The organism is Mesorhizobium sp. M0833 (assembly GCF_040319905.1).
Lineage (GTDB): Bacteria > Pseudomonadota > Alphaproteobacteria > Rhizobiales > Rhizobiaceae > Mesorhizobium.
This window is the reverse complement of sequence record NZ_JAMYOQ010000010.1, coordinates 153,423-176,223: the sequence shown is the minus strand read 5'-3', so window position 1 is coordinate 176,223 and position 22,801 is coordinate 153,423. Positions and strand designations below refer to the sequence as shown.

Below are 22,801 nucleotides of genomic sequence, written 5' to 3'. Positions count from 1 at the left end.
CAGCCTCTACTGGCCCTGGTTGATGCCGGGCGCGTCGATCATGTTCTTCTCGAGGCCCCACTTCTTCATCACCGCGGCGTAGGTGCCGTTCTTCATCAGGATCTTGAAGGCGTCGAGCAGCACGCCGCCCAGCGGCGAACCCTTCTTGACGACGGCGCCTTGGTAGATGTCCTTGAAGCCGTTGGCCTGGCCGACCCCGGCGAGTTCCAGCTGGCCCTTCGCCTGCTCGACGAAATAGGTCAGCGGCGCCTGCGAGGAGAAGAATGCATCGGAGCGTTTCGACCGGACGGCCAGTATCGAGCTTGGCTGGTCGGTGAAGGATTGCACCTCGACGGCCGGCTTGCCGCCCTCGGTGCATTTCTGCGCCTGCTGCTTGATGACCTTTTCGGCCGAGCCACCCGACATCACGGCAATGCGCTTGCCGCACGCGGTGTCGAGCGAGGTGATGCCTTGCGGGTTGCCCTTCTCGACGGCGAAGACGACGTATTCGCGCACCCAATCGACGAAGTCGTTGGATTTCTGGCGGTCGGGATAGTCGCCGACAGGCCCCATCGCGAACTGATAACGGCCGGCATTGATGCCGCTCAGCAAAGCCGGCAGGCCGGCGACCGAGGCATGGTCGACCTCGACGCCGAGCAGCTGGCCTATAGCGTCCGAAATGTCCTTGGTCGCCCCGGACAGTTCGGTGCCAGTGACGATCTCATAGGGCGGGAACGAGCCGTTGTTGACGGCCGTGATCTTTCCCGCCGTGCGGATCTCTTCCGGCAGCCGGGCCCGCAAGTCTTCGTTCACCGATCGCTTCTGGATATCCTGGGCAAAGCCGGCCTGCGCCAGCATGGTGACGAGCGAGGCGAATATGAAGCTGATTGTCCTCATGGCATTCTCCTTCGTGTTCTTCGTTGCGCGTTGTCAGGCGGCGGTGGCCCGCGACCCGGCCTCGAAAGGAAACAAGGCTTCGGCGGAAATCGGTTCCGCCAGAATGCCCTGGGCATGGAGCTCGGTGACGAAATCCTCGATCATGCGCCGGTTGGCAGGCAGGCCGCTGGCGTTCCAGGAGGCAGGCAGGTCGCGCCCCGCATGAAGCAGCTCCTCGAGGATCCAAGGCGAGGTGTCGGCATATTTTCGGCGCTTTGCCGTCCAGACGCGCTGGCTTTCGTCGATCAGCCTGGCGAGTTCCTGCGGCAGCCAGGGGTGCTCCCTGGCCACTGCGGCCTTGACGGCGACCAGATGCATGCCCGGCACATAGCCGACGTCGGCGAAATAGGCGCGTTCGGCCGCGCGAAAATCGCGCAGCACTTGCCGGAAGCCGGAAGCCGGGCCGAAAAAGCCGTCCGGCATGAAGGGCGTGAAAACGGCGTCGAGCTCGCCTTGCGCCAGCAGCTCCATCATCGGGCGCTCGCCCGATGCTGTTTCGATGCGCCCCAGCCTGCCGAATCCGTCGAGGCGGTCGGCGATCGGGTGCTCGGATGTCAACCGGCCGGCAAACCAATAGGCATCCTCGATGCCGACGCCCTCCCGGCGAAGCGCCCCGCGCGTCCACGTGTTGCCGGAATCGCGCCAGCCGGTGACGCCGATACGTTTGCCGGCAAGGTCGGAAAGCTGCTCCAGCGGACTGTCCTCGACCGTGATGATACAGCGATGGCGAAAGCCGCGCATAATGAAACACGGTAGTCCAACCACCGTATCGACGCCCGAAGCCATGGCCGACACATAACGGCTGAACGAGACCTCCGCCGCATCGTAGTTCGGATCGGTGCCGAGATCCGCGATCAGCGTGGCGACGCGGTCAACCTTCACCGACAGGCGGTTGGAGGCGACGTCACCCAGGACCAAGGGAGTGAGATAGTCCCAATCGCGGGTGGCTATAGTGATCGAAACGGCCATCGGCATGAACTTCAAAGCTATGTTTGACCGGCGATTGGTAAATGTTTATTTTCTGCCGATCAAATGTTATTATGTTATTGAACATTAGCTTCAACGGTCGCCGATGCCGATGGATTTCGATGCAGGATGGTTCGCTGAACGCCTTGGCGACCGCACGATGCGCGGCATCGCGCGCGAGACCAGTGCGCTGATCAGAAGCGGCGCGCTGCCGGTCGGCGCGAAACTTCCGCCGGTGCGCGATCTGGCCTATGTGCTCGGCGTCAGCCCGGCGACGGTCTCGCAGGCGTGGAGCGAGTTGCGGCGCTACAAGATCATCGGCGGCCGCGGACGCAACGGCACCTGGATCATGGGCAACCGCTTTGCCGCCCGCCCCGAGCGCCACATGAGCGGCGGCAATTACGGACAGGATGTTCTGAACCTGGCGATCGCGGAGCCCGATGTGAGGCTCTTGCCGCCGCTCGACATCGCGCTGGCGCATGGTGCGCGCGCCGAAAAGCTCAACAGCTACGAGCGGGTGCGTATCCTGCCCGAGCTGGAGGCCGCAGTGCGCCCGTCATGGCCGTACGATCCCGGTGCGTTCCTGGCCACCAATGGCGGTTACAACGCCATCTACACCTTGCTGCATGCGCTGGTCCCGCCGGGAGCGCCGGTGGCCATCGAGAACCCGACGGCGCTTCGCCTGCTCGACATCCTCGAGGATCTCGACGTACCGATCATCCCGGTGGATTGCGACGGTGACGGCCCCTTGCCGGACGCGCTCGCCAGCGCTCTGCGGCAGCGGCCGGTCGCGTTCCTGTTCCAGCCGCGCGTCCATTCGGTGACCGGCGCCTGCATGTCGCCGGCGCGGCTGGAAGTCATCGGCGACCTGCTCGCCGGTACCGACGTGCTGATTGTCGAAGACGACGGCGTCGGCGATATTGCCTCGGCGCCGCGCATTTCGCTGGGTCGGCGTTTTCCCGATCGCGTCATCCATATCCTGTCCTATTCCAAGACCCATGGCCCTGACCTGCGGCTCGCCGTCCTGTCCGGATCGGCGACGATCGTCGAGCAGATCCAATCCTACCGCAGCTTCAGCTCGGGATGGACCAGCCGCATCCTGCAGGCGGCCACCGCCTGGCTGCTGCAAGACCCGGCCACGGCCGCCCTGGTGGAGCGGGCGAAGCAGGTCTACCGCCGCCGCCGCGAACGGCTCGCCTGCGAACTGGCCAAACGCAATGTCGATATCGACGCCGGACACGGTCTCAGCGTCCTCATTCCGGTTGCTTCGGAACCTTACGCGATGGTCACGCTGGCCGCCCACGGCATCGCGGTCCATGCCGGAGCGAAGTTTTCGACCGGAAAAACGAACGCCGTCCGCGTCGCGACCAGCATTCTGGACGAGGAGCACCTCGAGCACGTCGCAAATTCCCTGGCGCTTGCAGCCGACCCGGCGCGGGAAGTTGTCTGAGGCAAGGCACTCGCCGTTCGGACTGCTACTCCGCCGCCACGCCCTTCACCTCGAGATAGCTCTCCATCGAATCGTCCATCGCCTGCAGCCACGGCGTATGGTGCAAAGGCGCCATCGTGCCGGTCATCAGCGAGCGGTAGGCATGGTCGCGGAAGCCCATAATGTCTTCCGCCTTGTGGTGCTCCCACTCCATGAAGGTCCGATTGACGGCCTCGACGTCGAAGCCCGGATAGTCGGTCTGCTCCATCAGCTCTCGGGTGTAGTCGCCCTGGAACCAGATCATCTGCTCGGCGTCTTCCAGCGTCTCCTCGCGTGCCCGCCATTTCCGGCCGTGCTCCGCCATCGCTTCGGCCGACGGCAGCCTGATGCGACCCATGATAACGTCGCGGGCGAACCAGGCCTGCGCGTCGAACATGTTGAAGGTGTAGAACTGGTCCTGCATGCCGATATAGAAAAGCTTCGGGTTCTTCTCCCAGACGACGCCCTCGTAGAGCCCGTCCGGCCACATGCGGTTGGCAGTCTTCAGCTTCAAATCCTCGGTGAGGAACGGGAACGAGTGGAGATAGCCGGTGCACAGGATGATGGCGTCGACGTCTTTGGTGCTGCCGTCCTTGAAATGCGCGGTCTTGCCGACGACCTTCTGCAGCAGCGGCACTTCCTTCCAGTTCTCCGGCCATTTGAAGCCCATCGGCTTCGAGCGGTAGCTCGAGGTTATCGATTTGGCGCCGTATTTGTAGCATTGCGAGCCGATGTCCTCGGCCGAATAGGAGCGGCCGATGATCAAGATATCCTTGCCCTTGAATTCCATCGCGTCGCGGAAATCGTGGCTGTGCAGGATGCGACCATTGAAGGTCGAGAAGCCCTCGAAATAGGGAACGTTGGGCACGGAGAAATGCCCCGAAGCGACGACGACATTGTCGAACTCTTCCGAATAGGTGACGTCGTTGGTGCGGTCATGCGCGGTGACGGTGAATTTTTTCGTCGTGTCGGAGAAGGTGACCATGCGCACCGGGCTGTTGAAGCGCACCCATTGACGCACGCCGGATTTTTCGACGCGGCCCTTGATGTAGTCCCACAGCACGGCACGGGGCGGATAGGAGCCGATCGGCCGGCCGAAATGCTCCTCGAACGTGTAGTCGGCGAATTCGAGGCATTCCTTCGGCCCGTTCGACCAGAGGTAACGGTACATCGAGCCATGCACCGGGTCGCCGTGCTCGTCGAGGCCGGTGCGCCAGGTGTAATTCCACAGGCCGCCCCAGTCGGACTGCTTTTCGAAGCAGACGATCTCGGGAATATCGGCGCCCTTGTCGGCGGCCGACTTGAAGGCCCGGAGCTGGGCCATGCCGGACGGCCCGGCTCCGATGACGGCAACACGATCTTTCATGCGGGCCTCCCAATCTCATTTCTCTAACGAAACAAATTTCACTGACAGGACAGTAATTGCCCCTTCGATGCTGTCAACAGGGCTTGTCGCGAAACCGCGCTTCGCCGAGCTGGATTTCTAAACGACGTGGAAGCTCGGGCGAAATCCGGTCATTGCGCAATTCGGCTTGTCGTGAGAGTTGCGCTTCTGTATCGGCACCGAATATGTTCACCGTGAGTGAAATGAATCGGCAAGGTCCGGGGTGGCGAAATGGCGAAAAAAGCATCCAGTCTGAAGCATGATGCCGGCGCCGCGGCGGGCAAAGCCAAACCCGCCGCGATCGAGCCGCGCAAGATACGCGTGCCGCTCACCCAGAACCCTCACGCCATTCGCGACACCCGCGAAAAAGTGCTTGAGGTCGCGATCGGCCGCGAGGTGCGGGCATTCCGCAAAAAGCTCGGCATCACCGTCGCCGATCTGGCTGCCGCCACCGACATTTCGCTCGGCATGCTGTCGAAGATCGAGAACGGCATCACCTCGCCATCGCTGACCACGTTGCAGGCGCTGTCGCGGGCGCTCGGCGTTCCGGTCACCGCCTTCTTCCGCCGTTTCGAGGAGGAGCGCAGTGCCGTCTTCGTCAAGGCCGGCGAAGGCCTCGACGTCGAACGCCGCGGCACGCGCGCCGGCCACCAGTACAATTTGCTCGGCCATATCGGCTCCAACACCAGCGGCGTCGTCGTGGAACCCTATCTGATCACGCTGACGGAGGATTCCGACGTGTTCCCGACCTTCCAGCATGAAGGCATGGAATTCCTCTATATGCTCGAAGGCGAAGTGGTTTACCGGCACGGCAGCAATCTCTACCCGATGAAGCCCGGCGACAGCCTGTTCTTCGACGCCGATGCGCCGCACGGACCGGAAGTGTTGAGCGTTCTGCCGATGCGCTATCTGTCGATCATCTGCTACCCGCAGAGCGCAGGGTGAGTTGGCCAATCTCCCCCCTCGTGGGGGAGATTAGCAGCTTCGCGGGCAGCTTTAATCCGGCCCGAAGCCCGGCGATGTCGGGCTGCCGTCGTCGAGCTTTGACAGCCATTCGACCAAGGTCGGCCGATAACGCGTCAGGCCCTTGTAATTGGCGAGTTCGTCGGGCAGGTCGCGGATGACGCGGTGCAGGCGGCGTGCCCATTTCGGCTGCGTCACCAGTTCGTCCATCTTGATGAGGTAACAGCGGATCGGGAAGACGATCGCATTCGAGCGCGGCAGCCGCCAGAAACTCTGCAGCTCGACGCGCAGATGCACTTTTTCGCCGACGTTTTCCGGCGTCACCGTGGCGCGGTCCGGGCCCCATTTGTGGTAATTTTCCGGGCTGGTGTCGAGGCGCGGATTGATGGTCATCGTCCAGTTCAGCCGGCGCGCCGGCTTACCCTGCTGGATGTTGGTAAGGAATTTCAGCGCCCGGACGAAGATCCCCTTCTCGTGCGCCAGCGGCACCGGCGCGTGCCATTCGAAGAAGTTCATGCCGATGTCGAAATCGAGCGACCAGTCGGCCTGGGTGGTGACCATGCCGGCATCCATCCACAGATTGCCGTCGCGCTGGTCGAGAATGCAGAAATCGCCCTGGCTCTGGCGGGTGATGTATTCCATCGGCCCATAGGGCAGCGTCGAGACGTCGCCGAAGGTGAAGCTGTCGTCGATGCCGAGCGGCCGGTTGATCCAGCGCCAGCGATCGCCGTCGCGGATCAGCGTGAAATGCTCGGGATAGCCCAGCGCCTGCTGCTCCATCAGGAGTTCGAGCAGGTCCCAGCCGGCCAGCGTCATGTGCGGCAGCGACTGGCAGCGCAGCGGATCCTCGGCCAGCACCAAAGCGCGGTCCTGCATCTCGGCGACATAGTGCTCGTCGACGTCGATCAAATTCTCCAGCACGCTGCCCTTCGGCCCGACGACATGCGGCTCGATGTTGACCGCATACATGTAGCTGTCTTCATGGAACGGGAACGGGAACCGCCTGATGTGCTCGGGGCTATTCCTGAAGGTGAAGCCGTCGCGGAACGTTTCCTTGCGAAAGGTGATGCCCAAGCTCGCCTCCTATCTTTCCAGCACCAGCGACCTGCCCTCGAAGCGCGAGACGCAAGGCATGATCTTGCAACCCGACCGGTGGTCTTCCTCGCTCAGCCAGTGGTCGTTGTGGATGAATTTGCCGTCATGCGAAATCACGTTGGTCTCGCACTGGCCGCAGACGCCGCCGCGGCACAGATAGGGCGGATCGACGCCGGCCGCCTCGATCGCCTCGAGCAGGCTCTGCTGCTCGTCGACACGGATCGTCTTGCCGCTGAGCGCCAGCGTCACGTCGAAGGGCGCGCCGGGCTGGGGTGCGGCGAAATGCTCGAAATGCACGGTCTCTGGCGGCCAGCCGAGGGCAGCGGCGCGTTCGCGCACCCAGCCGATCATGCCGGACGGCCCGCAGACATAGAGATGCGTGCCGAGCGGCTGCGACGACAACAGCCGGTCGAGATCGACGCGCTCGTCGCGGTCGTCGTGATAAAGCCTGACCCGGCGGTCGTAGCGCTCTCTCAGCAGGTCGGCATAGGTGCCGAGCGAGGCGGTGCGGCAGGTGTAATGCAATTCGAAATTGCCGCCTTGCGCCGCCAGCTGCGCGGTCTGCGCCATGAACGGGGTGATGCCGATGCCGCCGGCCAGCATCAGATGCTTCCTGGCCCGAAGGTCGAGCGAGAACAGATTGACGGGGTAGCTGACCACCATCTCCGTGCCCGGCCTGACCTGCCTGTGCATGAACAGCGAGCCGCCGCGGCCGGCGTCGTCGCGGCGCACTGAGATGGTGTATTCGCGGGTGTCGAGCGGCGAGCCCATCAGCGAATAGGGATTGAGCCTGGTGCGTTCGCCATCGCGCATCTCGACGACGACATGGGCGCCGCCGGAAAAGGTCGGCAAAAGCTGGCCGTCGCGCCTGCGGAAATGAAAGCGCGTCACCAACTCGTTGACCGGGACGACATCGCTGACGACGACATCGAGTTTGGTGGTGCCGGTGCTCATCGAAAGACCTCCTCGATCGGAGGAATTTCGCTGCGGTCCTCGGCGTTGATGCAGACGCCCTGGAAGGCGGCGAGGCGCCGCGAATAGTGGTCGCGCACCAGAAGCAGCAGGCCGCAATGCGAACAGGTTGCCGGCTGCGTCGTGACGTTCTCGGTGATGCCCTTGCAATGGACGCACTGCACGCGGCGCGCCAGCGAGCCGCGATGCTCGGTCTGGATCGAGGTGTGGTCGATGCCGGCTTCGAGCGCCGCCTGCATGGCCTGGCCGATCAGCCCTTCGGTGCCGGCAAGGTAGAGCCTGAGGCCCATATGGGCGTTGGCCAGCGTCTGCTTCAGCCGCGGCAGGGCACTGGCGAAGGAATGGCCGAGGTAGAGCTGCGCCGGCTTCAGTGCTTCGAGCGCCTCGGCATATTTACCGTCGCGGCCGGGAATGAAGATGATGTGGGCGCCGCCGAAGAAATCCGTCGGTGCCTTGGCGGCCAGATCGGCAATCGCCAGCGCTCCCTCTGCGTCCGCTACGAAAAGATGGTGCTTGCCGGGCTGCGGAGACAGGGTCCCATAGACCGGGCGGCTGATGATGCTTTTCGCTGCCATACCCGCAGTATGCCTCAGCCTTTCGCCGTGCGCTTGGTCTTCTTCGGATCGTCGAACGGAAGCGGCTCGGCGGTTGCGCTGATGGCGCCGCTCTTGTTGCGGATCTCGAGCCTGGTGCCCTGGACCGCGCAGTCGACGTCGAGCCGGGCAATGCCCATCGATTTCCTGACCAGCGGCGAATACATGGCGCAGGTCACCACGCCGACCTTCTTGCCGTCGCGATAGACCGGTGCGCCCTCGTCGGCCGGCTCCCTGCCTTCGAGCAGCACACCGAATATCTTGAAGCGCTCCTTGCCCTTCAGGCGGTAGTGCTCCTCGGCACCGCGAAAGCCCGTCTTGCCCGGGCTGACGGTGAAGTCGAGACCAAGCTCCCACAGCGTGTCGCCGGGCCCCTCATTCTCGAACGGATATTTCTGCGAATTGTCGTAGGGGTAAAACAACAGGTAGCTCTCGACGCGCAGCATGTCGAGCGTGGTGAAGCGGCACGGGATGATGCCGGCGCTCTTGCCCTCGTCGAGGATCCTGTCCCAGATCGTTCCGGCGTCCTGGCCACGGCAGAAGATCTCGTAGCCGCGCTCGCCGGTGTAGCCGGTGCGCGAGATCATCACCGGAAAGCCGAACAACTGCGTCTGCATGTGGTGGAAATAGTTGAGGTCGCGAATGCCGGGCACATGCTTTGCCAGATAATCCACGGCTAGCGGCCCCTGCAGCGAAAGGTCGTGCAGATTGTCGTCGAAGCGCAGCGACACGTCGCGACCGACGGAAGCGCGCTGCAGCTCTTCATGGCCGGTGCCCGAGCCATGCACGACCATCCAGGAATTCGGGCCGGTGCGGTAGAGGATGCAGTCGTCGGTGAACTTGCCGGCCTCGTTGAGCATGCAGGCATAGGCCGACTTGCCGGGATAGATCTTTTCGACGTCGCGCGTCGTCGCCAGGTCGATCAGGTGAGAGGCGTGCGGCCCGGTGATGTGGATCTTCTTCAAGCCGGACACGTCCATCAGGCCGGCCTTGGTGCGGATGGCGATATACTCTTCGTCGGCGTCCTTGTCGTAGGTCCAGGCGGTGCCCATGCCGCTCCAGTCCTCGAGCTTCGAGCCGAGCGCGCGATGGCGGTCCGCAAGCGCCGAAAATCTCCAGGATGCCGTCATCCGCTTGTCCTCCGTTTCGAAAAACGTTTGCTTTCCCCTGCTCCCTGCACAGCGGCGGGAGCGTTGCCCGAATATTGATCGCAAACGCCGGGAGCCTGCAATACCCGCAAGCAAATAATTTCATTGTCAGGCAAAATTCGACGGATCAAACAAACGGTTAACGTTGCGTAAAATCGTCTTGACAATTGCGGAATTCGCCTTGAATTTATGAAAAAAATTTCACTCTCTTGAAAGAGAGCGATGGAGGGGAACCGATGTCCGACATGCAGCAGCGCATTGAAGCCCTGTACCGTTCCGACCTTCGTGGATCGGTGCTCCTGATCGTCTTCCTATGGGCGACGATCCTTTTCGTCCTGTTCATGACATGGCCATACATCCCCGATGCCGGCATCAAGCTCGTGGTCGCGGTCGCCGCGGCCGCCGTGCTGATCTTCAACACGGCCGCGATCCTGGCGATGGTCAACCACTACAAGGAAGACAAGGACTTCATCTACGGCCTCGACATCAAGAATGCCGACGCCTACCGCAACCGCAAGTCCTGAGGGGAAGACGCATGGCCCGCTATACACCGCCCGAACAGAGCAAGGCCGGACAGGTTTTCGATATCGCCGTCGTCGTGGTCGCGATTTTCGTCGCGCTGTGGCTGCCGCTGAAACTAGGCCTGGCAGGGGCGGCAAAATCCATCGACGCGCTCGACGCCAAGACGTGGGAGGCGCTCGGCCAGAACCCGACCATGGCCTCGATCTGGGAAAAGCTCGGTTACACGCCGGAAACCGCGCACGACATCATCCAGAACCGGTTCCACTACATCATCGACTGGCCGACGCTGATCATCATGGCCGCGGTGCTGATCGGCTATTTCATTTTTCTGTTCCGCGCATCGGACCGCGAATACCGCGACGTCATCAACGAAAAATTCGACGACAAATAAATCAGGGAAGCATCGTCATGTGGGTGGCACTCTCTTACGCATGCTGGGGCATCTCGATCGTGCTCGCGCTGTGGATGCTCTACGACTGGTTCAAGATCGACACGACCTATTCCGAAGAGATGCTGACCTCGTCCAGGGAAGGCGAGCTTGAAGCCGTGTCCGAAAAACACCGGATCTGAGTGGGGGATTGAACGATGACGATCACGGCTGAACCAGCGGTGCAAGTGCAAGGCGACAGGGTTTCACTGCTCAGAGTGCTCGGCCCCGCCCATGTCTGGGCGCTCGGTGTCGGCATCGTTCTGGTCGGCGAATTCACCGGCTGGAATTTCGCGGCGGACAAGGGCGGCGCGCTGGCGGCGCTGATCGTCTGCTGGATCGTCGGACTGCTCTACACCTCGGTCGCGATGATCGATTCCGAAGTCACCTCGACGGTTGCCGCCGCCGGCGGCCAATATGCCCAGGCCAAGCACATTGTCGGACCGCTGATGGCCTTCAACGTCGCGCTTTTCCTGGTCTTTGCCTATACCATGCTCGAAGTGTCGGACGCGATCCTGCTCGGCGACACCATTGTCGCCAAGGCCGGCGTCGAGGGCCTCAACCACAATTCCTTCATCGCCGCGACCATCGTCGTGCTGGCATGGCTGAACTATCGCGGCGTGCTGATGACGCTCAACGTAAACTTCGTCATCACCGCCATCGCCTATGTCTCGATCGTCATCCTGTTCTTCTCAGTCAGCCCGTGGACGCAAGGCGCCGTGCTGAAGCTGAACGAGTTGGTCACCCCCGGCAACGCCCTGCCCTATGGCTGGATCGGCGTCATCGCCGCCTTCCAGTTCGGCATCTGGTACTATCTCGGCATCGAGGGCACCACGCAGGCGGCCGAGGAAGTACGCTCGCCGGCGCGCTCGCTGCCTTACGGCACGATGGCCGGCATGATCACGCTTCTGATCGCGGCCGCCATGACCTGGTATGTCTGCGCCTCGCTGATGCCCTGGGAATATCTCGGCATCACCTATTATCCGCTGTGGGACGCAGGCAAACTGACCGGCAGTGCGCTGCTGGAGAACCTGTTGTTCATCGCGACGCTGCTTGCTGCACTTGCTTCCGCCAATGGCTGCATCAACGACGCCGCGCGCGCCTGGTTTTCGCTCGGCCGCGACCGCTATCTGCCGACCTGGTTCTCGGCGGTGCATCCGAAATACCGCACACCCTACCGCTCGATCCTGTTCCTGCTGCCGATCGCGCTCGCCTTCGCCTTCATCGCCGACCTCAACCAGGCGATCACCTTCTCGATCCTGTCGGGCGTGCTGCAGTACACCTTCATGAGCATCAACATCATCATGTTCAGGAAGAAGTGGCCGCTCGGCTCGATCCGCCGCGGCTACACCCATCCCTTCCATCCGCTGCCGGCGATCGTCTTGTTCTGCCTTTGCGTGGTCACCTTCTTTGCGATCTTCCTCGGCTTTGGTTCGCAGCTGATCGCCATGGTCGCCTTCTACTTCCTGATCTCGCTGTGGTTCCACTTCTACCGCTACAAATTCGTACGCCGTGGTGCCCAGTTCACCATGCCGTGGCCGAAGCCGCAGGGGTACTGACGGCGCGCCCGGTCTGGGCGGGCATTTGCGTGACGAGGTGCGCTAGGTGATCTCAGCATTGCTCACCGGGGCGGTTGCCCTGGCTCTCGTCCTCCACATAGCCTGGCTTGCGCGCGCCAACCGCGCCAAGGCTTCGACTGCGCTTGCTGCCGACGAAGCCGGCGTCCGCGCCGTCATCCCCGACGCGGCCAACGTCTCGAACGGCGTCGCCGGCGTCGTCACCTTCGCCGGCTCGTGGAACGGCCGGCGGGTGCAGGTGCGGACCATCGTCGACACGCTGGCGATAAGGAAGCTGCCGGCGCGCTGGCTGAGCGTTTCGATCACCGAAAAGGTCGTGATACCAGGCACTTTCGACATGATGATGCGGCCGGGATCGCCGACGACTTTTTCCAATTTCGATCATCTCGTCCATACACTGCCGAAGGCCGCCGGATTTCCAGCCGAGGCGGTGCTGCGGAGCGACCGCAAGGGCGTGCGCTTCCCCGAAGCCGTCATCGCCGATCACCTCGATGTCTTTGCCGAGGAGCGCGCCAAGGAACTGCTGATCACACCGAACGGCGTGCGCATCGTCTGGCTGCTGGCCGAGGCCGAGCGGGCGCGCTACGGCGTATTCCGGCAAGCCGAATTCGGCACGGTCAGGCTCGATCCGGGGCTGATCGAGCGGCTGCTGTCGTCGGCTTCGGCGCTGCGCGATGCCATCAATCAAAGTGAACGGCAGGCGGCATGACCAGCCAGATCAGCACCTCCCCCGCACCACCGAGCCCCTATCTGGTTCTCGGCGCTGCGATCGTCTTGCCGGCGAGCGGGCATGTCGTGCTCGGCGTGCCGGTGCGCGGCCTGCAATTCCTGTTCTTCATGGTGGTCCTGGCCTGGGTCACCGCCAAGATCGCGCCGCCCGATGCCAGCTTCATCGGCCGCCATGCCGGCGGCGTCCTGATCTATGCCCTGTCGATCCTGGATGCCTACAAGATCGCCCGCATCCGCTATGCCAAATGGGTTCACAATGGCGGCCAGCGTAGCGATAGTGCGGCCGACGGCGCCTCAACCGATATATAACGACAGGAAAATTTTTTTCATACCAATTGAATTCCCGGGACTCATTCGATACATCTCGGAGGAACAAACTCGCGGAGCCTGACATGTGCGGAATCGTCGGACTGTTTTTGAAGGACAAGTCGCTCGAGCCCCAGCTTGGCGCGATGCTGTCGGAGATGCTGATCTCGCTCAGCGATCGCGGTCCCGACAGCGCCGGCATCGCCATCTATGGCGCGCCCTCCGGTGAAGCCAAGATCACCATCCAGTCGGCCAAGCCGGAGCGCGATTTCCGCGGCCTCGACGCCGAACTCGCCAAGGCAATCGGCGCGCCGGTGAGCATTGCTGCGAAGTCGACGCATGCCGTGGTCCGGACGATGCCTGCCAAGATCGACGAAGCGCGCGAGGCGATCCAGACGCTGCGCCCCGACATCCGCATCATGGGCGCCGGCGACGTCGTCGAGATCTACAAGGAAGTCGGCTTGCCGGAAGCGGTCGTCGACCGTTTCGGCGTCCGCGAGATGACCGGCACACACGGCATCGGCCATACCCGCATGGCGACCGAATCGGCGGTGACGACGATGGGCGCGCATCCGTTCTCGACCGGCGCCGACCAGTGCCTGGTGCATAATGGCTCGCTATCCAACCACAACAATGTCCGCCGCGAACTGATCCGTGAAGGCATGACGTTCGAGACCGAGAACGACACCGAGGTCGCTGCCGCCTATCTCTCCTCGCAGATGGCGCATGGCAAGAATCTCGGCGAGGCGCTGGAAGGCACGCTGAGCGATCTCGACGGCTTTTTCACCTTCGTCGTCGGCACCAAGAACGGCTTCGGCGTGGTGCGCGACCCCATCGCCTGCAAACCCGCCGTGATGGCCGAAACCGACCAGTATGTCGCCTTCGGCTCGGAATATCGTGCGCTCACCAAACTGCCCGGCATAGACAATGCGAAAGTCTGGGAACCCGAGCCCGCAACTGTCTATTTTTGGGAGCATTGAGCTGATGCCGGCAATCAACCTTTCCAAGGCGGCGCGTGAGCCGGGCCACGCATCGCGGGTCTTCGACCTGGCCGAAATGTCGCTGCGCGAGCTCAACCAGGCGCTGCACGATCTGGCGCCCGGTTCGAACGAGACCGCCTGGGAGGTGCTCCACCCGCGAGGCAGCCATTCGGTCGCCGTCGGCGTCGACCAGCCGGTCGCCATCGATGTGCGCGGCAGCGTCGGCTATTATTGCGGCGGCATGAACGACGGCGGCACCATCACCGTGCATGGCTCGGCCGGGCCCGGCGTCGGCGAGAACATGATGTCGGGCCAGATCGTCGTCAAAGGCGATGCCAGCCAGTATGCCGGCGCCACCGGCCGCGGCGGGCTGCTGGTCATCGAAGGCAACGCGTCATCGCGCTGCGGCATTTCGATGAAAGGCATCGACATTGTCGTCCATGGCAATATCGGCCACATGTCGGCCTTCATGGCGCAGTCCGGCAATCTGGTGGTGCTGGGCGATGCCGGCGATGCGCTCGGCGATTCCATCTACGAGGCGCGGCTTTTCGTGCGCGGCAAGGTCGAAAGCCTCGGCGCCGACTGCATCGCCAAGGAGATGCGGCCCGAGCATCTCGAATTGCTGCAAGGCTTGCTCGACCGCGCCGGCGTGACCGGCGTCAAGGCGGCGGAGTTCAAGCGTTATGGCTCGGCTCGTACCCTCTACAATTTCAATATCGACAACGCCGACGCGTATTGAGGCTCAATGACCTATCGCAACCCGCCGACGACGCCGCGCAAATCCGCGACCTTCGACGACTACACGCTTTCCGAGATCCGCCGCGCCGCGGCGACCGGCATCTATGACATCCGCGGCGCCGGCGCCAAGCGCAAGCTGCCGCATTTCGATGACCTTCTGTTCCTCGGTGCTTCGATCTCGCGCTATCCGCTCGAAGGCTATCGCGAACGCTGCGACACCAGCGTCGTGCTCGGCTCGCGCTATGCAAAAAAACCGATCGAACTGAAAATCCCGATCACCATTGCCGGCATGAGCTTCGGGTCGCTGTCCGGGCCGGCGAAGGAAGCGCTCGGCCGCGGCGCCACGCTGTCGGGCACCTCGACGACGACCGGCGACGGCGGCATGACCGAGGAAGAGCGCGGCCATTCGAAGACGCTGGTCTACCAGTATCTGCCGTCGCGCTACGGCATGAACCCGCGCGATCTGCGCCGTGCCGACGCGATCGAGGTTGTCGTCGGCCAGGGCGCCAAGCCCGGCGGGGGCGGCATGCTGCTCGGCCAGAAGATCTCCGACCGCGTCGCCGAAATGCGCACGCTGCCGAAAGGCATCGACCAGCGCTCGGCCTCGCGCCACCCCGACTGGACCGGGCCGGACGATCTCGAGATCAAGATCCTGGAACTGCGCGAAATCACCGACTGGGAAAAGCCGATCTACGTCAAGGTCGGCGGCGCCCGGCCCTATTACGATACAGCCCTTGCGGTAAAGGCCGGCGCCGACGTCGTCGTCGTCGACGGCATGCAGGGCGGCACCGCGGCAACCCAGGAAGTGTTCATCGAGAACGTCGGCCAGCCGACGCTTGCCTGCATCAGGCCGGCGGTGCAGGCGCTGCAGGATCTCGGCATGCACCGCAAGGTGCAGCTGATCGTCTCGGGCGGCATACGCAACGGCGCCGACGTCGCCAAGGCGCTGGCGCTCGGCGTCGACGCGGTGTCAATCGGCACGGCAGCGCTTGTCGCGCTCGGTGACAATGATCCGCGCTGGGAGGCGGAATACAACGAGCTCGGCACCACCGCCGGCGCCTATGACGACTGGCATGAGGGACGCGACCCGGCCGGCATCACCACGCAGGATCCCGAGCTAATGAAACGGGTCGATCCGATTGCGGCCGGACGACGGCTGGCGAATTATCTTAAGGTGATGACACTTGAGGCTCAGACAATCGCCCGCGCCTGCGGCAAGAACAGCCTGCACAATCTCGAGCCCGAGGATCTTGTGGCCTTAACGATCGAAGCCGCAGCCATGGCCGGCGTGCCGCTGGCCGGCACCAATTGGATACCGGGCAAGAACGGCTTCTAAAACAAACCAAATGCCAGTAAGCGAGGAACTATAATGGGGAACGATCTCGCCGCCTTCGCCAAGGAAAAGGGCGTCAAATATTTCATGATATCCTACACCGACCTGTTCGGTGGGCAACGCGCCAAGCTGGTGCCGGCGCAGGCGATCGCCGACATGCAGCGGGACGGTGCCGGCTTTGCCGGCTTTGCCACCTGGCTCGACCTGACGCCGGCGCATCCCGACATGCTGGCGGTGCCGGATCCGGCCTCGGTGATCCAGTTGCCTTGGAAGCCGGAGGTCGCCTGGGTCGCCGCCAACTGCATCATGGACGACAAATCGGTCGAGCAGGCGCCGCGCAACACGCTGAAGCGGTTGATCGCGGAGGCCGCTGGCGACGGCATGCACATCAAGACCGGCGTCGAGGCCGAATTCTTCCTGATCTCGCCGGATGGCAAGACGATTTCCGACGAATATGACACGGCGTCGAAGCCCTGCTACGACCAGCAGGCGGTGATGCGCCGCTACGACGTGATCGCCGAGATCTGCGACCACATGCTGGCGCTCGGCTGGGGCGCCTACCAGAACGACCACGAGGACGCCAACGGTCAGTTCGAGATGAACTGGGCCTTCGACGATGCGCTGGCGACCGCCGACAAGCATTCCTTCTTCAAATTCATGGTGAAATCGGTCGCCGAAAAGCACGGCCTGCGCGCAACCTTCATGCCTAAACCCTTCCAGGGCCTGACCGGCAATGGCTGCCATGCGCATATCTCGGTGTGGGACAAAGACGGCAAGACCAATGTCTTTGCCGATAATGCGATGGAGCTCGGCCTGTCGGCAAAGGGCCGGAATTTCCTCGGCGGCATCATGAAACATGCTTCCGCCCTTGCCGCGATCACCAACCCGACGGTCAATTCCTACAAGCGCATCAACGCACCGCGCACCATCTCCGGCGCCACCTGGGCGCCGAACACCGTGACCTGGACCGGCAACAACCGCACCCACATGGTGCGCGTGCCTGGGCCAGGCCGGTTCGAGCTGCGCCTGCCCGACGGCGCGGCAAACCCCTATCTGCTGCAGGCCGTCATCATCGCCGCCGGCCTTGACGGTGTCCGCTCGAAGGCCGATCCCGGCCGGCGCTACGACATCGACATGTACCAGTTCGGCCATACGGTGGAGGGCGCGCCGAAGCTGCCGCTCAACCTGCTCGACGCGTTGCGCGAGTTCGACAACGACAAATCGCTCAAGGCGGCGCTGGGTGAGGAATTCTCGTCGGCGTATCTAAAGCTCAAGCAGCAGGAATGGAATTCCTATGCTTCCCACTTCACCCAGTGGGAGCGCGACCACACGCTCGACATCTGATCCGGAATTGTTGCACGCCCGGCGCGAAACAGGTTCATGAAATACTCGATCTTCTCCCTCGCCCGGGCGGCATTTTCCGGCCATAAGAACTGGCAGCGCACCTGGCGCGACGCCACCCCGAAGAGCCACTACGACGTGGTGATCATCGGCGGCGGCGGCCATGGCCTGGCGACGGCATGGTTCCTCGCCAGCGAATACGGCATCAGAAATGTCGCCGTGCTGGAAAAAGGCTGGATCGGCTCCGGCAATGCCGGCCGCAACACCACCATCATCCGTTCCAATTACGGGCTGCCCGGCAATACAGGGTTCTACGAGCTGTCGATGAAGCTCTGGGAGCGGATGGAGCAGGACCTCAACTACAACACCATGGTCAGCCAGCGCGGCGTCATCAACCTCTACCATTCCGACGCGCAGCGCGACGCCTACGCACGGCGCGGCAACACCATGCGCATCAACGGCATCGATGCCGAACTGCTCGATCTGGCGGCGGTCAGGAAGATGATGCCGTTCCTGAACTTCGACAACGCACGTTTCCCGGTGCAGGGCGGCCTCTTGCAGCGACGCGGCGGCACGGCAAGGCACGACGCCGTGGTCTGGGGCTATGCGCATGCGGCGAGCGCGCTCGGCGTTGACATCATCCAGAATTGCGAGGTGACCGGCTTTGTTCGCGACGGCAGCGGCAAGGTGATCGGCGTCGAGACATCGCGCGGCAGGATCGGTGCCGCCAAGGTCGGCATGGCGGTCGCCGGCTCCTCGTCGCGCGTCGCGGCGATGGCCGGCATGTGGCTGCCGATCGAAAGCCATGTGCTGCAGGCCTTCGTCTCGGAGGCGATCAAGCCGCTGATCCCCAATGTCATGACCTTCGGCGCCGGCCATTTCTACGTCAGCCAGTCCGACAAGGGCGGGCTGGTCTTCGGCGGCGATATAGACGGCTACAATTCCTATGCCCAGCGCGGCAATCTGCCTGTCATGGAAGATGTCTGCGAAGGCGGCATGGCGCTGATGCCGATGATCGGCCGGATACGGCTTCTGCGTCAGTGGGGCGGCATCATGGACATGTCGATGGATGGCTCGCCGATCATCGACAAGACACCGGTCAACGGGCTCTATCTCAACGCCGGCTGGTGCTATGGCGGATTCAAGGCGACGCCCGGCTCCGGCCTGGTTTTTGCCCATCTGCTGGCGCGCGACGAGCCGCACAAGGAGGCTGCCCGCTTCCGCCTCGACCGCTTTCGGCGAGGTGCCATGATCGACGAAAAGGGCCAGGGCGCCCAACCGAACCTGCATTGAAGGCTGGCTGAAGAAGCATGCGCATTGTCTGTCCCTTCTGCGGCGAACGCGAACTCGGCGAGTTCACCTATCTCGGCGACGCCAAGCCGGCGCGCCCGGCAGCCGGCGCCTCCGAAGACGAGGTGTTCGACTACGTCTATCTGCGCGACAACATCGCCGGGCCGATGAGCGAATACTGGTACCATGGCGGCGGCTGCCGGGTCTGGCTCAAGGTCGCCCGCAACACGCTTACGCATGAGATTTCCTCCGTCGAGCCGGCGGCCGGCGTTGGTGCGAAGCAGGCTGCAAGATGAATTCTGTCCAGGTCAGCGCTCATCAGGCCACAGCGACGGAAGGCGGGCGATCGTGACCTCCAGCCAGCCCTATCGTCTCGTATCAGGCGGTCTCATCGATCGCGCCGCGCCACTGGGCTTCCGCTTCGACGGCAAGAGCTTTGCCGGCTTCCAAGGCGACACGCTGGCCTCGGCGCTGATCGCCAATGGCGTCAAGCTGGTCGGCCGCTCGTTCAAATACCATCGGCCGCGCGGCATCCTGACCGCTGGTTCGGAGGAGCCCAACGCGCTGGTCGAACTGCGCAGCGGAGCGCGACGCGAGCCCAACACCAAGGCGACCACGGCCGAGCTTTATGACGGTCTGGAAGCGGCCAGCCAGAACCGCTGGCCGTCGCTGCGCCATGATCTGATGGCGGTCAACCAGCTGTTTGCGCCGATCTTCGTCGCCGGCTTTTACTACAAGACCTTCATGTGGCCGGCGAAATTCTGGGAAGCGGTCTACGAGCCGGCGATCCGCCGCGCCGCCGGCCTCGGTCGCGCTGCAGGCGTCGCCGATCCCGACCATTACGACAAGGCGTGGGCGCATTGCGACGTGCTGATCGCCGGGTCCGGCCCGGCCGGGCTGGCTGCGGCACTGGCGGCCGGGCGCGGCGGCGCCCGCGTCATCCTGTGCGAGGAAGATTTCGCGCTTGGCGGCCGCCTGCTTGCCGACGGCGGCACGATCGACGGCAAGCCGGCGGCCGAATGGATTACGCGCACGCTGGCCGAACTCGCCACACTGCCCGATGTCCGCATCATGACCCGCACGACATTGTTCGGCGTCTATGATGGCGGCACATATGGCGCCATCGAGCGGGTCAACGATCACCTGCCCTCGCCGCCCGAGCACCAGGTGCGCCAGCGGCTGTGGCGGATCGTGGCCAAGCGCTGCGTGGTCGCCGCCGGCGCCATCGAGCGGCCGATCGTCTTTGCCGGCAACGACACGCCCGGCGTGATGATGGCTTCGGCGATGCGGACCTATGTCGCGCGCTACGCGGTTACCCCTGCAAAGAGGATCGCGCTGTTCACCAATAATGAGGATGGCTGGCGCACGGTAGAGACCGCGCTTGCCGCCGGGTTGCAGGTCGCGGCGGTCATCGATGCGCGCCCGGATGTCTCCGCCGCGCATCGCGCGCTTGCCGCAAAGACCGGCTTTACCGTGCTCAACGGCTCGGTCAGCGGGGTCGAAGGCGGCAAGGACGGTGTCCGGACGATCGCGGTGGCACTCACCGGCGGCGCGCGCGCCGAAGTCGAAGCCGATGGGCTTGCCGTGTCCGGCGGCTGGAATCCGGCGGTCGGGCTGACTTCCTATCATCGCGGCCGGCCGAAATGGCAGGACGATATCGCAGCCTTCGTGCCGGATGGCGCGCCGCCCGGCATGGTGGCCGTCGGCGCCGCCAACGGCGCCTTCGGCCTAGGCGACTGCCTGCGCCAGGGATTTGCCGCGGGTGCTGCGGCAGCGCAGAGCGCCGGGCGCAGCGGCAATGCCGGCACGCGGCCGGTCGCCGACAGCGAGGCGTTTTCACTAACGCCGCTCTGGCATGTGGCCGGCAAAGGGAAAGCCTTCGTCGATTACCAGCATGACGTGACCGCGTCCGACATCGAACTGGCGCAGCGTGAAGGGTTTGAATCGGTCGAGCATCTCAAGCGCTACACGACGCTCGGCATGGCCACCGACCAGGGCAAGACCTCGAATGTCGCCGGCCTCGCCATCATGGCTGCGTTGTCAGGCAAGTCCATTCCCGAGACCGGCACGACGATCTACCGCCCGCCCTATGTGCCGGTCGCCATCGGCGCCTTCGCCGGCCATCATCGCGACGAAAACTTCCACGCGACACGACTGACGCCGTCGCATCACTGGGCAGCCGAACAGGGCGCGGTGTTCGTCGACACCGGCCTGTGGAAGCGGGCGCAATGGTATCCGCGCGCCGGCGAAAAGGACTGGCTGGAATCGGTGACGCGCGAGGTCAAGGCGGTGCGCTCAGGCGTCGGCTTCTGCGACGTCTCGACGCTCGGCAAGATCGACGTGCACGGCCCGGATGCCGGCGCCTTCCTCGACCGCGTCTACATCAACACTTTCTCCAATCTTGCCGTCGGAAAAGCCCGCTACGGACTGATGCTGCGCGAGGACGGCATCGTCTATGACGACGGCACGACGTCGCGGCTCGCCGAGGACCATTATTTCCTGACCACCACCACCGCCAAGGCCGGGCTGGTGATGCAGCATCTCGAATTCTGCCGGCAGGTGCTATTCCCTGAATTCGACGTGCAGTTGACCTCGGTTTCCGACCAGTGGGCGCAATTCTCGATCGCCGGGCCGAGCGCGCGGGAGTTGCTGAAACAGGTCGTTGATGAATCCGAGGACCTGTCGAACGAAGGTTTCCCGTTCATGGGGGCGCGGGAAGTCGCGCTGCACGGTGGCATCAGAGCGCGGCTGTTCCGCATCTCCTTCTCCGGCGAAATGGCGTTCGAGATTTCGTGTCCCGCCCGCTATGGCGACGCACTGGTGCGCAATTTGATGCTGGCCGGCAAGCCATTCGGCGTTACGCCCTACGGCACCGAGGCGCTCGGCGTCATGCGCATCGAAAAGGGCCATGTCGCCGGACCGGAGCTGAACGGCACGACGACCGCCGCCGACCTCGGCCTCGGCAAGATGATGTCGACCAAGAAAGACTTCATCGGCCGCGTCATGGCCGGGCGCGAGGCGCTGGTCGCGCCGGACCGTCAGGTCGTCGTCGGCATCAAGCCGGTCGACAAGACGCGCCGCCTGCGTTCCGGCGCGCATATTATCCCGAAGGGCGAGACGCCCGGTCCCGACAATGACCAGGGCTATGTCACCTCGGTCTGCTTTTCGCCGATGCTCGACCAGTGGATCGGGCTTGGGCTGGTCGAGCGCGGCCGCGAGCGCATCGGCGAGATCGTCCATGCGCACGATCCGCTGCGCGGCGAAGATTACGATGTCGAGCTGTGCAGTCCCGTCTTCTACGATCCGGATGGAGGGCGCCAGCGTGGCTGAGTTTTCCTGGATTGCCCGCAGTCCGCTGGAGAAAGCGCTTGTTGTCGGCGGCTATGGCGCGCGCGGCACGGCGGCCGGCGTATCGCTCACCGAGATTCGCAATTTCGACCTGATCCAGGTGATGGCGCAGCGCGGCAAGGCGGCAGAACTGGCGAAGGCTGCCGAAACCCGCTTCGGCGTTGCCGCCCCGAATGCGCCCAACGCGGTCCGAGTTCCCGACGCCACGCTGATCTGGTCGGGACCGGATCAGTTCCTCGTCCTGTCGAAGGGCGGCATTCACGCGATGGAGAAGCTGAGCCAGGCGTTCTCGCAGTCCGCCTCGCTTTCCGATCAGTCGCATGCGCGCGCCCTGATCAGCGTCTCTGGAGCCAAGGCGCGCTCGATGTTGGTGAAATTGTCGTCGCTAGACCTGCACCCGGCGGCGTTCCCGGCCGGCACCGCTGCGGCGACCTCGGTCGATCACACCAGCATCAATCTCTGGCGCGGCAGTGACCGGCCGGATGGGCAGGCGGTGTTCAATCTTCTGGTGTTCGCCACCTTCGCGGAAAGCCTGTGGCACACGATGCTCGATGCGGCCGCGGAGTATGGCGTCGATATCGGGCATTCCGAGGAATTGGGGTAGCCTTGGCGCGTCTTCCCTTCTCCCCTTGTGGGAGAAGGAAGAGGCGCGCGCTCCACCTTCACTTGCCAACTCCGGCTCTTCTATCCTATTCTTCCCGCTAAA

Annotated in this window: 23 protein-coding genes; 16 read left to right on the top strand and 7 right to left on the bottom strand. The window is 63.6% G+C overall.

What is annotated here, in order from left to right; genetic code table 11:
* Positions 1-6: 6 nt before the first annotated feature.
* On the bottom strand, positions 7-837 hold the full coding sequence (locus NKH98_RS14225; RefSeq protein WP_502894254.1) for an ABC transporter substrate-binding protein: 831 nt from the start codon (positions 835-837) through the stop codon (positions 7-9).
* Positions 838-909: 72 nt separating this feature from the next.
* Positions 910-1,884, bottom strand: coding sequence for a substrate-binding domain-containing protein (locus tag NKH98_RS14220; protein WP_352899253.1), 975 nt, complete (start codon positions 1,882-1,884; stop codon positions 910-912).
* 103 nt (positions 1,885-1,987) lie between these two features.
* Between NKH98_RS14220 and NKH98_RS14215 the strand changes: the two genes are divergently transcribed.
* Positions 1,988-3,331 (top strand): aminotransferase-like domain-containing protein, encoded by a 1,344-nt coding sequence (locus NKH98_RS14215; RefSeq protein WP_352899251.1) that lies wholly within the window; start codon positions 1,988-1,990, stop codon positions 3,329-3,331.
* A 25-nt stretch (positions 3,332-3,356) separates the two neighbouring features.
* On the opposite strand, the gene NKH98_RS14210 is transcribed toward NKH98_RS14215, so the two are convergent.
* A complete protein-coding gene (locus NKH98_RS14210; protein ID WP_352899248.1) occupies positions 3,357-4,715 on the bottom strand; it encodes a trimethylamine monooxygenase in 1,359 nt (452 codons plus the stop codon).
* Positions 4,716-4,964: 249 nt separating this feature from the next.
* Here NKH98_RS14210 and NKH98_RS14205 point away from each other — a divergent pair, with 249 nt between their 5' ends.
* Positions 4,965-5,678, top strand: a complete 714-nt coding sequence (locus tag NKH98_RS14205) for a helix-turn-helix domain-containing protein (RefSeq protein ID WP_352899245.1) — start codon at positions 4,965-4,967, stop codon at positions 5,676-5,678.
* A 51-nt stretch (positions 5,679-5,729) separates the two neighbouring features.
* Here NKH98_RS14205 and NKH98_RS14200 read toward each other — a convergent pair whose 3' ends face one another.
* From NKH98_RS14200 to NKH98_RS14185, 4 genes are read right to left on the bottom strand one after another with little or no spacing between them, the layout of a single operon-like run.
* Entirely contained in the window at positions 5,730-6,770 is a 1,041-nt protein-coding gene (locus NKH98_RS14200; RefSeq protein WP_352899243.1) for a heme-dependent oxidative N-demethylase family protein, read from the bottom strand.
* A gap of 9 nt (positions 6,771-6,779) precedes the next feature.
* On the bottom strand, positions 6,780-7,745 hold the full coding sequence (locus NKH98_RS14195) for a PDR/VanB family oxidoreductase (protein WP_352505299.1): 966 nt from the start codon (positions 7,743-7,745) through the stop codon (positions 6,780-6,782).
* Entirely contained in the window at positions 7,742-8,338 is a 597-nt protein-coding gene (locus NKH98_RS14190; protein ID WP_352899242.1) for a dimethylamine monooxygenase subunit DmmA family protein, read from the bottom strand. The genes NKH98_RS14195 and NKH98_RS14190 overlap by 4 nt, the downstream gene beginning before the upstream one ends.
* A gap of 14 nt (positions 8,339-8,352) precedes the next feature.
* Complete coding sequence (locus tag NKH98_RS14185; RefSeq protein WP_352899240.1) at positions 8,353-9,486, bottom strand: aminomethyl transferase family protein; 1,134 nt, start codon at positions 9,484-9,486, stop codon at positions 8,353-8,355.
* Between the two features lie 254 nt (positions 9,487-9,740).
* On the opposite strand from NKH98_RS14185, the gene NKH98_RS14180 reads away from it, so the two are divergent.
* From NKH98_RS14180 to NKH98_RS14115, 14 genes are all read left to right on the top strand, one after another.
* Positions 9,741-10,028, top strand: coding sequence for a hypothetical protein (locus NKH98_RS14180; RefSeq protein ID WP_352899238.1), 288 nt, complete (start codon positions 9,741-9,743; stop codon positions 10,026-10,028).
* A gap of 11 nt (positions 10,029-10,039) precedes the next feature.
* Complete coding sequence (locus NKH98_RS14175; protein ID WP_023716770.1) at positions 10,040-10,417, top strand: hypothetical protein; 378 nt, start codon at positions 10,040-10,042, stop codon at positions 10,415-10,417.
* 17 nt (positions 10,418-10,434) lie between these two features.
* On the top strand, positions 10,435-10,596 hold the full coding sequence (locus tag NKH98_RS14170; protein WP_023673991.1) for a hypothetical protein: 162 nt from the start codon (positions 10,435-10,437) through the stop codon (positions 10,594-10,596).
* A gap of 15 nt (positions 10,597-10,611) precedes the next feature.
* A complete protein-coding gene (locus NKH98_RS14165; RefSeq protein ID WP_292653875.1) occupies positions 10,612-12,012 on the top strand; it encodes an APC family permease in 1,401 nt (466 codons plus the stop codon).
* A gap of 46 nt (positions 12,013-12,058) precedes the next feature.
* Positions 12,059-12,739, top strand: coding sequence for a hypothetical protein (locus NKH98_RS14160; protein ID WP_352899236.1), 681 nt, complete (start codon positions 12,059-12,061; stop codon positions 12,737-12,739).
* Positions 12,736-13,068 carry a hypothetical protein gene (locus tag NKH98_RS14155; RefSeq protein ID WP_254818688.1) on the top strand — a complete coding sequence of 111 codons (333 nt, stop codon included), beginning with the start codon at positions 12,736-12,738 and terminating at the stop codon, positions 13,066-13,068. The genes NKH98_RS14160 and NKH98_RS14155 overlap by 4 nt, the downstream gene beginning before the upstream one ends.
* 83 nt (positions 13,069-13,151) lie before the next feature.
* The gene (locus NKH98_RS14150; protein ID WP_352804681.1) at positions 13,152-14,045 is read left to right on the top strand and encodes a class II glutamine amidotransferase; all 894 of its coding nucleotides are present in this window, start codon (positions 13,152-13,154) and stop codon (positions 14,043-14,045) included.
* Positions 14,046-14,049: 4 nt separating this feature from the next.
* Positions 14,050-14,784 (top strand): GltB/FmdC/FwdC-like GXGXG domain-containing protein, encoded by a 735-nt coding sequence (locus tag NKH98_RS14145; RefSeq protein ID WP_352453795.1) that lies wholly within the window; start codon positions 14,050-14,052, stop codon positions 14,782-14,784.
* Positions 14,785-14,790: 6 nt separating this feature from the next.
* Positions 14,791-16,119 carry an FMN-binding glutamate synthase family protein gene (locus NKH98_RS14140; RefSeq protein ID WP_254818691.1) on the top strand — a complete coding sequence of 443 codons (1,329 nt, stop codon included), beginning with the start codon at positions 14,791-14,793 and terminating at the stop codon, positions 16,117-16,119.
* A 33-nt stretch (positions 16,120-16,152) separates the two neighbouring features.
* Complete coding sequence (glnT, locus tag NKH98_RS14135) at positions 16,153-17,460, top strand: type III glutamate--ammonia ligase (RefSeq protein ID WP_023673983.1); 1,308 nt, start codon at positions 16,153-16,155, stop codon at positions 17,458-17,460.
* 36 nt (positions 17,461-17,496) lie between these two features.
* Positions 17,497-18,750: a sarcosine oxidase subunit beta family protein gene (locus NKH98_RS14130; RefSeq protein ID WP_352899234.1), complete on the top strand. Its 1,254-nt coding sequence runs from the start codon at positions 17,497-17,499 to the stop codon at positions 18,748-18,750.
* 17 nt (positions 18,751-18,767) lie between these two features.
* The gene (locus NKH98_RS14125; RefSeq protein WP_352899232.1) at positions 18,768-19,043 is read left to right on the top strand and encodes a sarcosine oxidase subunit delta; all 276 of its coding nucleotides are present in this window, start codon (positions 18,768-18,770) and stop codon (positions 19,041-19,043) included.
* 52 nt (positions 19,044-19,095) lie between these two features.
* The gene (locus tag NKH98_RS14120) at positions 19,096-22,077 is read left to right on the top strand and encodes a sarcosine oxidase subunit alpha (protein ID WP_352899230.1); all 2,982 of its coding nucleotides are present in this window, start codon (positions 19,096-19,098) and stop codon (positions 22,075-22,077) included.
* Positions 22,070-22,699 (top strand): sarcosine oxidase subunit gamma, encoded by a 630-nt coding sequence (locus NKH98_RS14115; RefSeq protein WP_352801372.1) that lies wholly within the window; start codon positions 22,070-22,072, stop codon positions 22,697-22,699. Before NKH98_RS14120 ends, NKH98_RS14115 begins: the two co-directional genes overlap by 8 nt.
* Positions 22,700-22,801 lie beyond the last annotated feature (102 nt).

Excerpts from the sequence above, each read along its gene's own strand:
- NKH98_RS14155 (WP_254818688.1), top strand. The coding sequence starts at position 12,736 with ATGACCAGCCAGATCAGCACCTCCCCCGCACCACCGAGCCCCTATCTG.
- NKH98_RS14225 (WP_502894254.1), bottom strand. The coding sequence starts at position 837 with ATGCTGGCGCAGGCCGGCTTTGCCCAGGATATCCAGAAGCGATCGGTG.
- NKH98_RS14170 (WP_023673991.1), top strand. The coding sequence starts at position 10,435 with ATGTGGGTGGCACTCTCTTACGCATGCTGGGGCATCTCGATCGTGCTC.
- NKH98_RS14185 (WP_352899240.1), bottom strand. The coding sequence starts at position 9,486 with ATGACGGCATCCTGGAGATTTTCGGCGCTTGCGGACCGCCATCGCGCG.
- NKH98_RS14180 (WP_352899238.1), top strand. The coding sequence starts at position 9,741 with ATGTCCGACATGCAGCAGCGCATTGAAGCCCTGTACCGTTCCGACCTT.
- NKH98_RS14150 (WP_352804681.1), top strand. The coding sequence starts at position 13,152 with ATGTGCGGAATCGTCGGACTGTTTTTGAAGGACAAGTCGCTCGAGCCC.
- NKH98_RS14130 (WP_352899234.1), top strand. The coding sequence starts at position 17,497 with ATGAAATACTCGATCTTCTCCCTCGCCCGGGCGGCATTTTCCGGCCAT.
- NKH98_RS14175 (WP_023716770.1), top strand. The coding sequence starts at position 10,040 with ATGGCCCGCTATACACCGCCCGAACAGAGCAAGGCCGGACAGGTTTTC.
- NKH98_RS14195 (WP_352505299.1), bottom strand. The coding sequence starts at position 7,745 with ATGAGCACCGGCACCACCAAACTCGATGTCGTCGTCAGCGATGTCGTC.
- NKH98_RS14145 (WP_352453795.1), top strand. The coding sequence starts at position 14,050 with ATGCCGGCAATCAACCTTTCCAAGGCGGCGCGTGAGCCGGGCCACGCA.
- NKH98_RS14125 (WP_352899232.1), top strand. The coding sequence starts at position 18,768 with ATGCGCATTGTCTGTCCCTTCTGCGGCGAACGCGAACTCGGCGAGTTC.
- NKH98_RS14190 (WP_352899242.1), bottom strand. The coding sequence starts at position 8,338 with ATGGCAGCGAAAAGCATCATCAGCCGCCCGGTCTATGGGACCCTGTCT.
- NKH98_RS14210 (WP_352899248.1), bottom strand. The coding sequence starts at position 4,715 with ATGAAAGATCGTGTTGCCGTCATCGGAGCCGGGCCGTCCGGCATGGCC.
- NKH98_RS14205 (WP_352899245.1), top strand. The coding sequence starts at position 4,965 with ATGGCGAAAAAAGCATCCAGTCTGAAGCATGATGCCGGCGCCGCGGCG.
- NKH98_RS14220 (WP_352899253.1), bottom strand. The coding sequence starts at position 1,884 with ATGGCCGTTTCGATCACTATAGCCACCCGCGATTGGGACTATCTCACT.
- NKH98_RS14165 (WP_292653875.1), top strand. The coding sequence starts at position 10,612 with ATGACGATCACGGCTGAACCAGCGGTGCAAGTGCAAGGCGACAGGGTT.
- NKH98_RS14215 (WP_352899251.1), top strand. The coding sequence starts at position 1,988 with ATGCCGATGGATTTCGATGCAGGATGGTTCGCTGAACGCCTTGGCGAC.
- NKH98_RS14140 (WP_254818691.1), top strand. The coding sequence starts at position 14,791 with ATGACCTATCGCAACCCGCCGACGACGCCGCGCAAATCCGCGACCTTC.
- glnT (WP_023673983.1), top strand. The coding sequence starts at position 16,153 with ATGGGGAACGATCTCGCCGCCTTCGCCAAGGAAAAGGGCGTCAAATAT.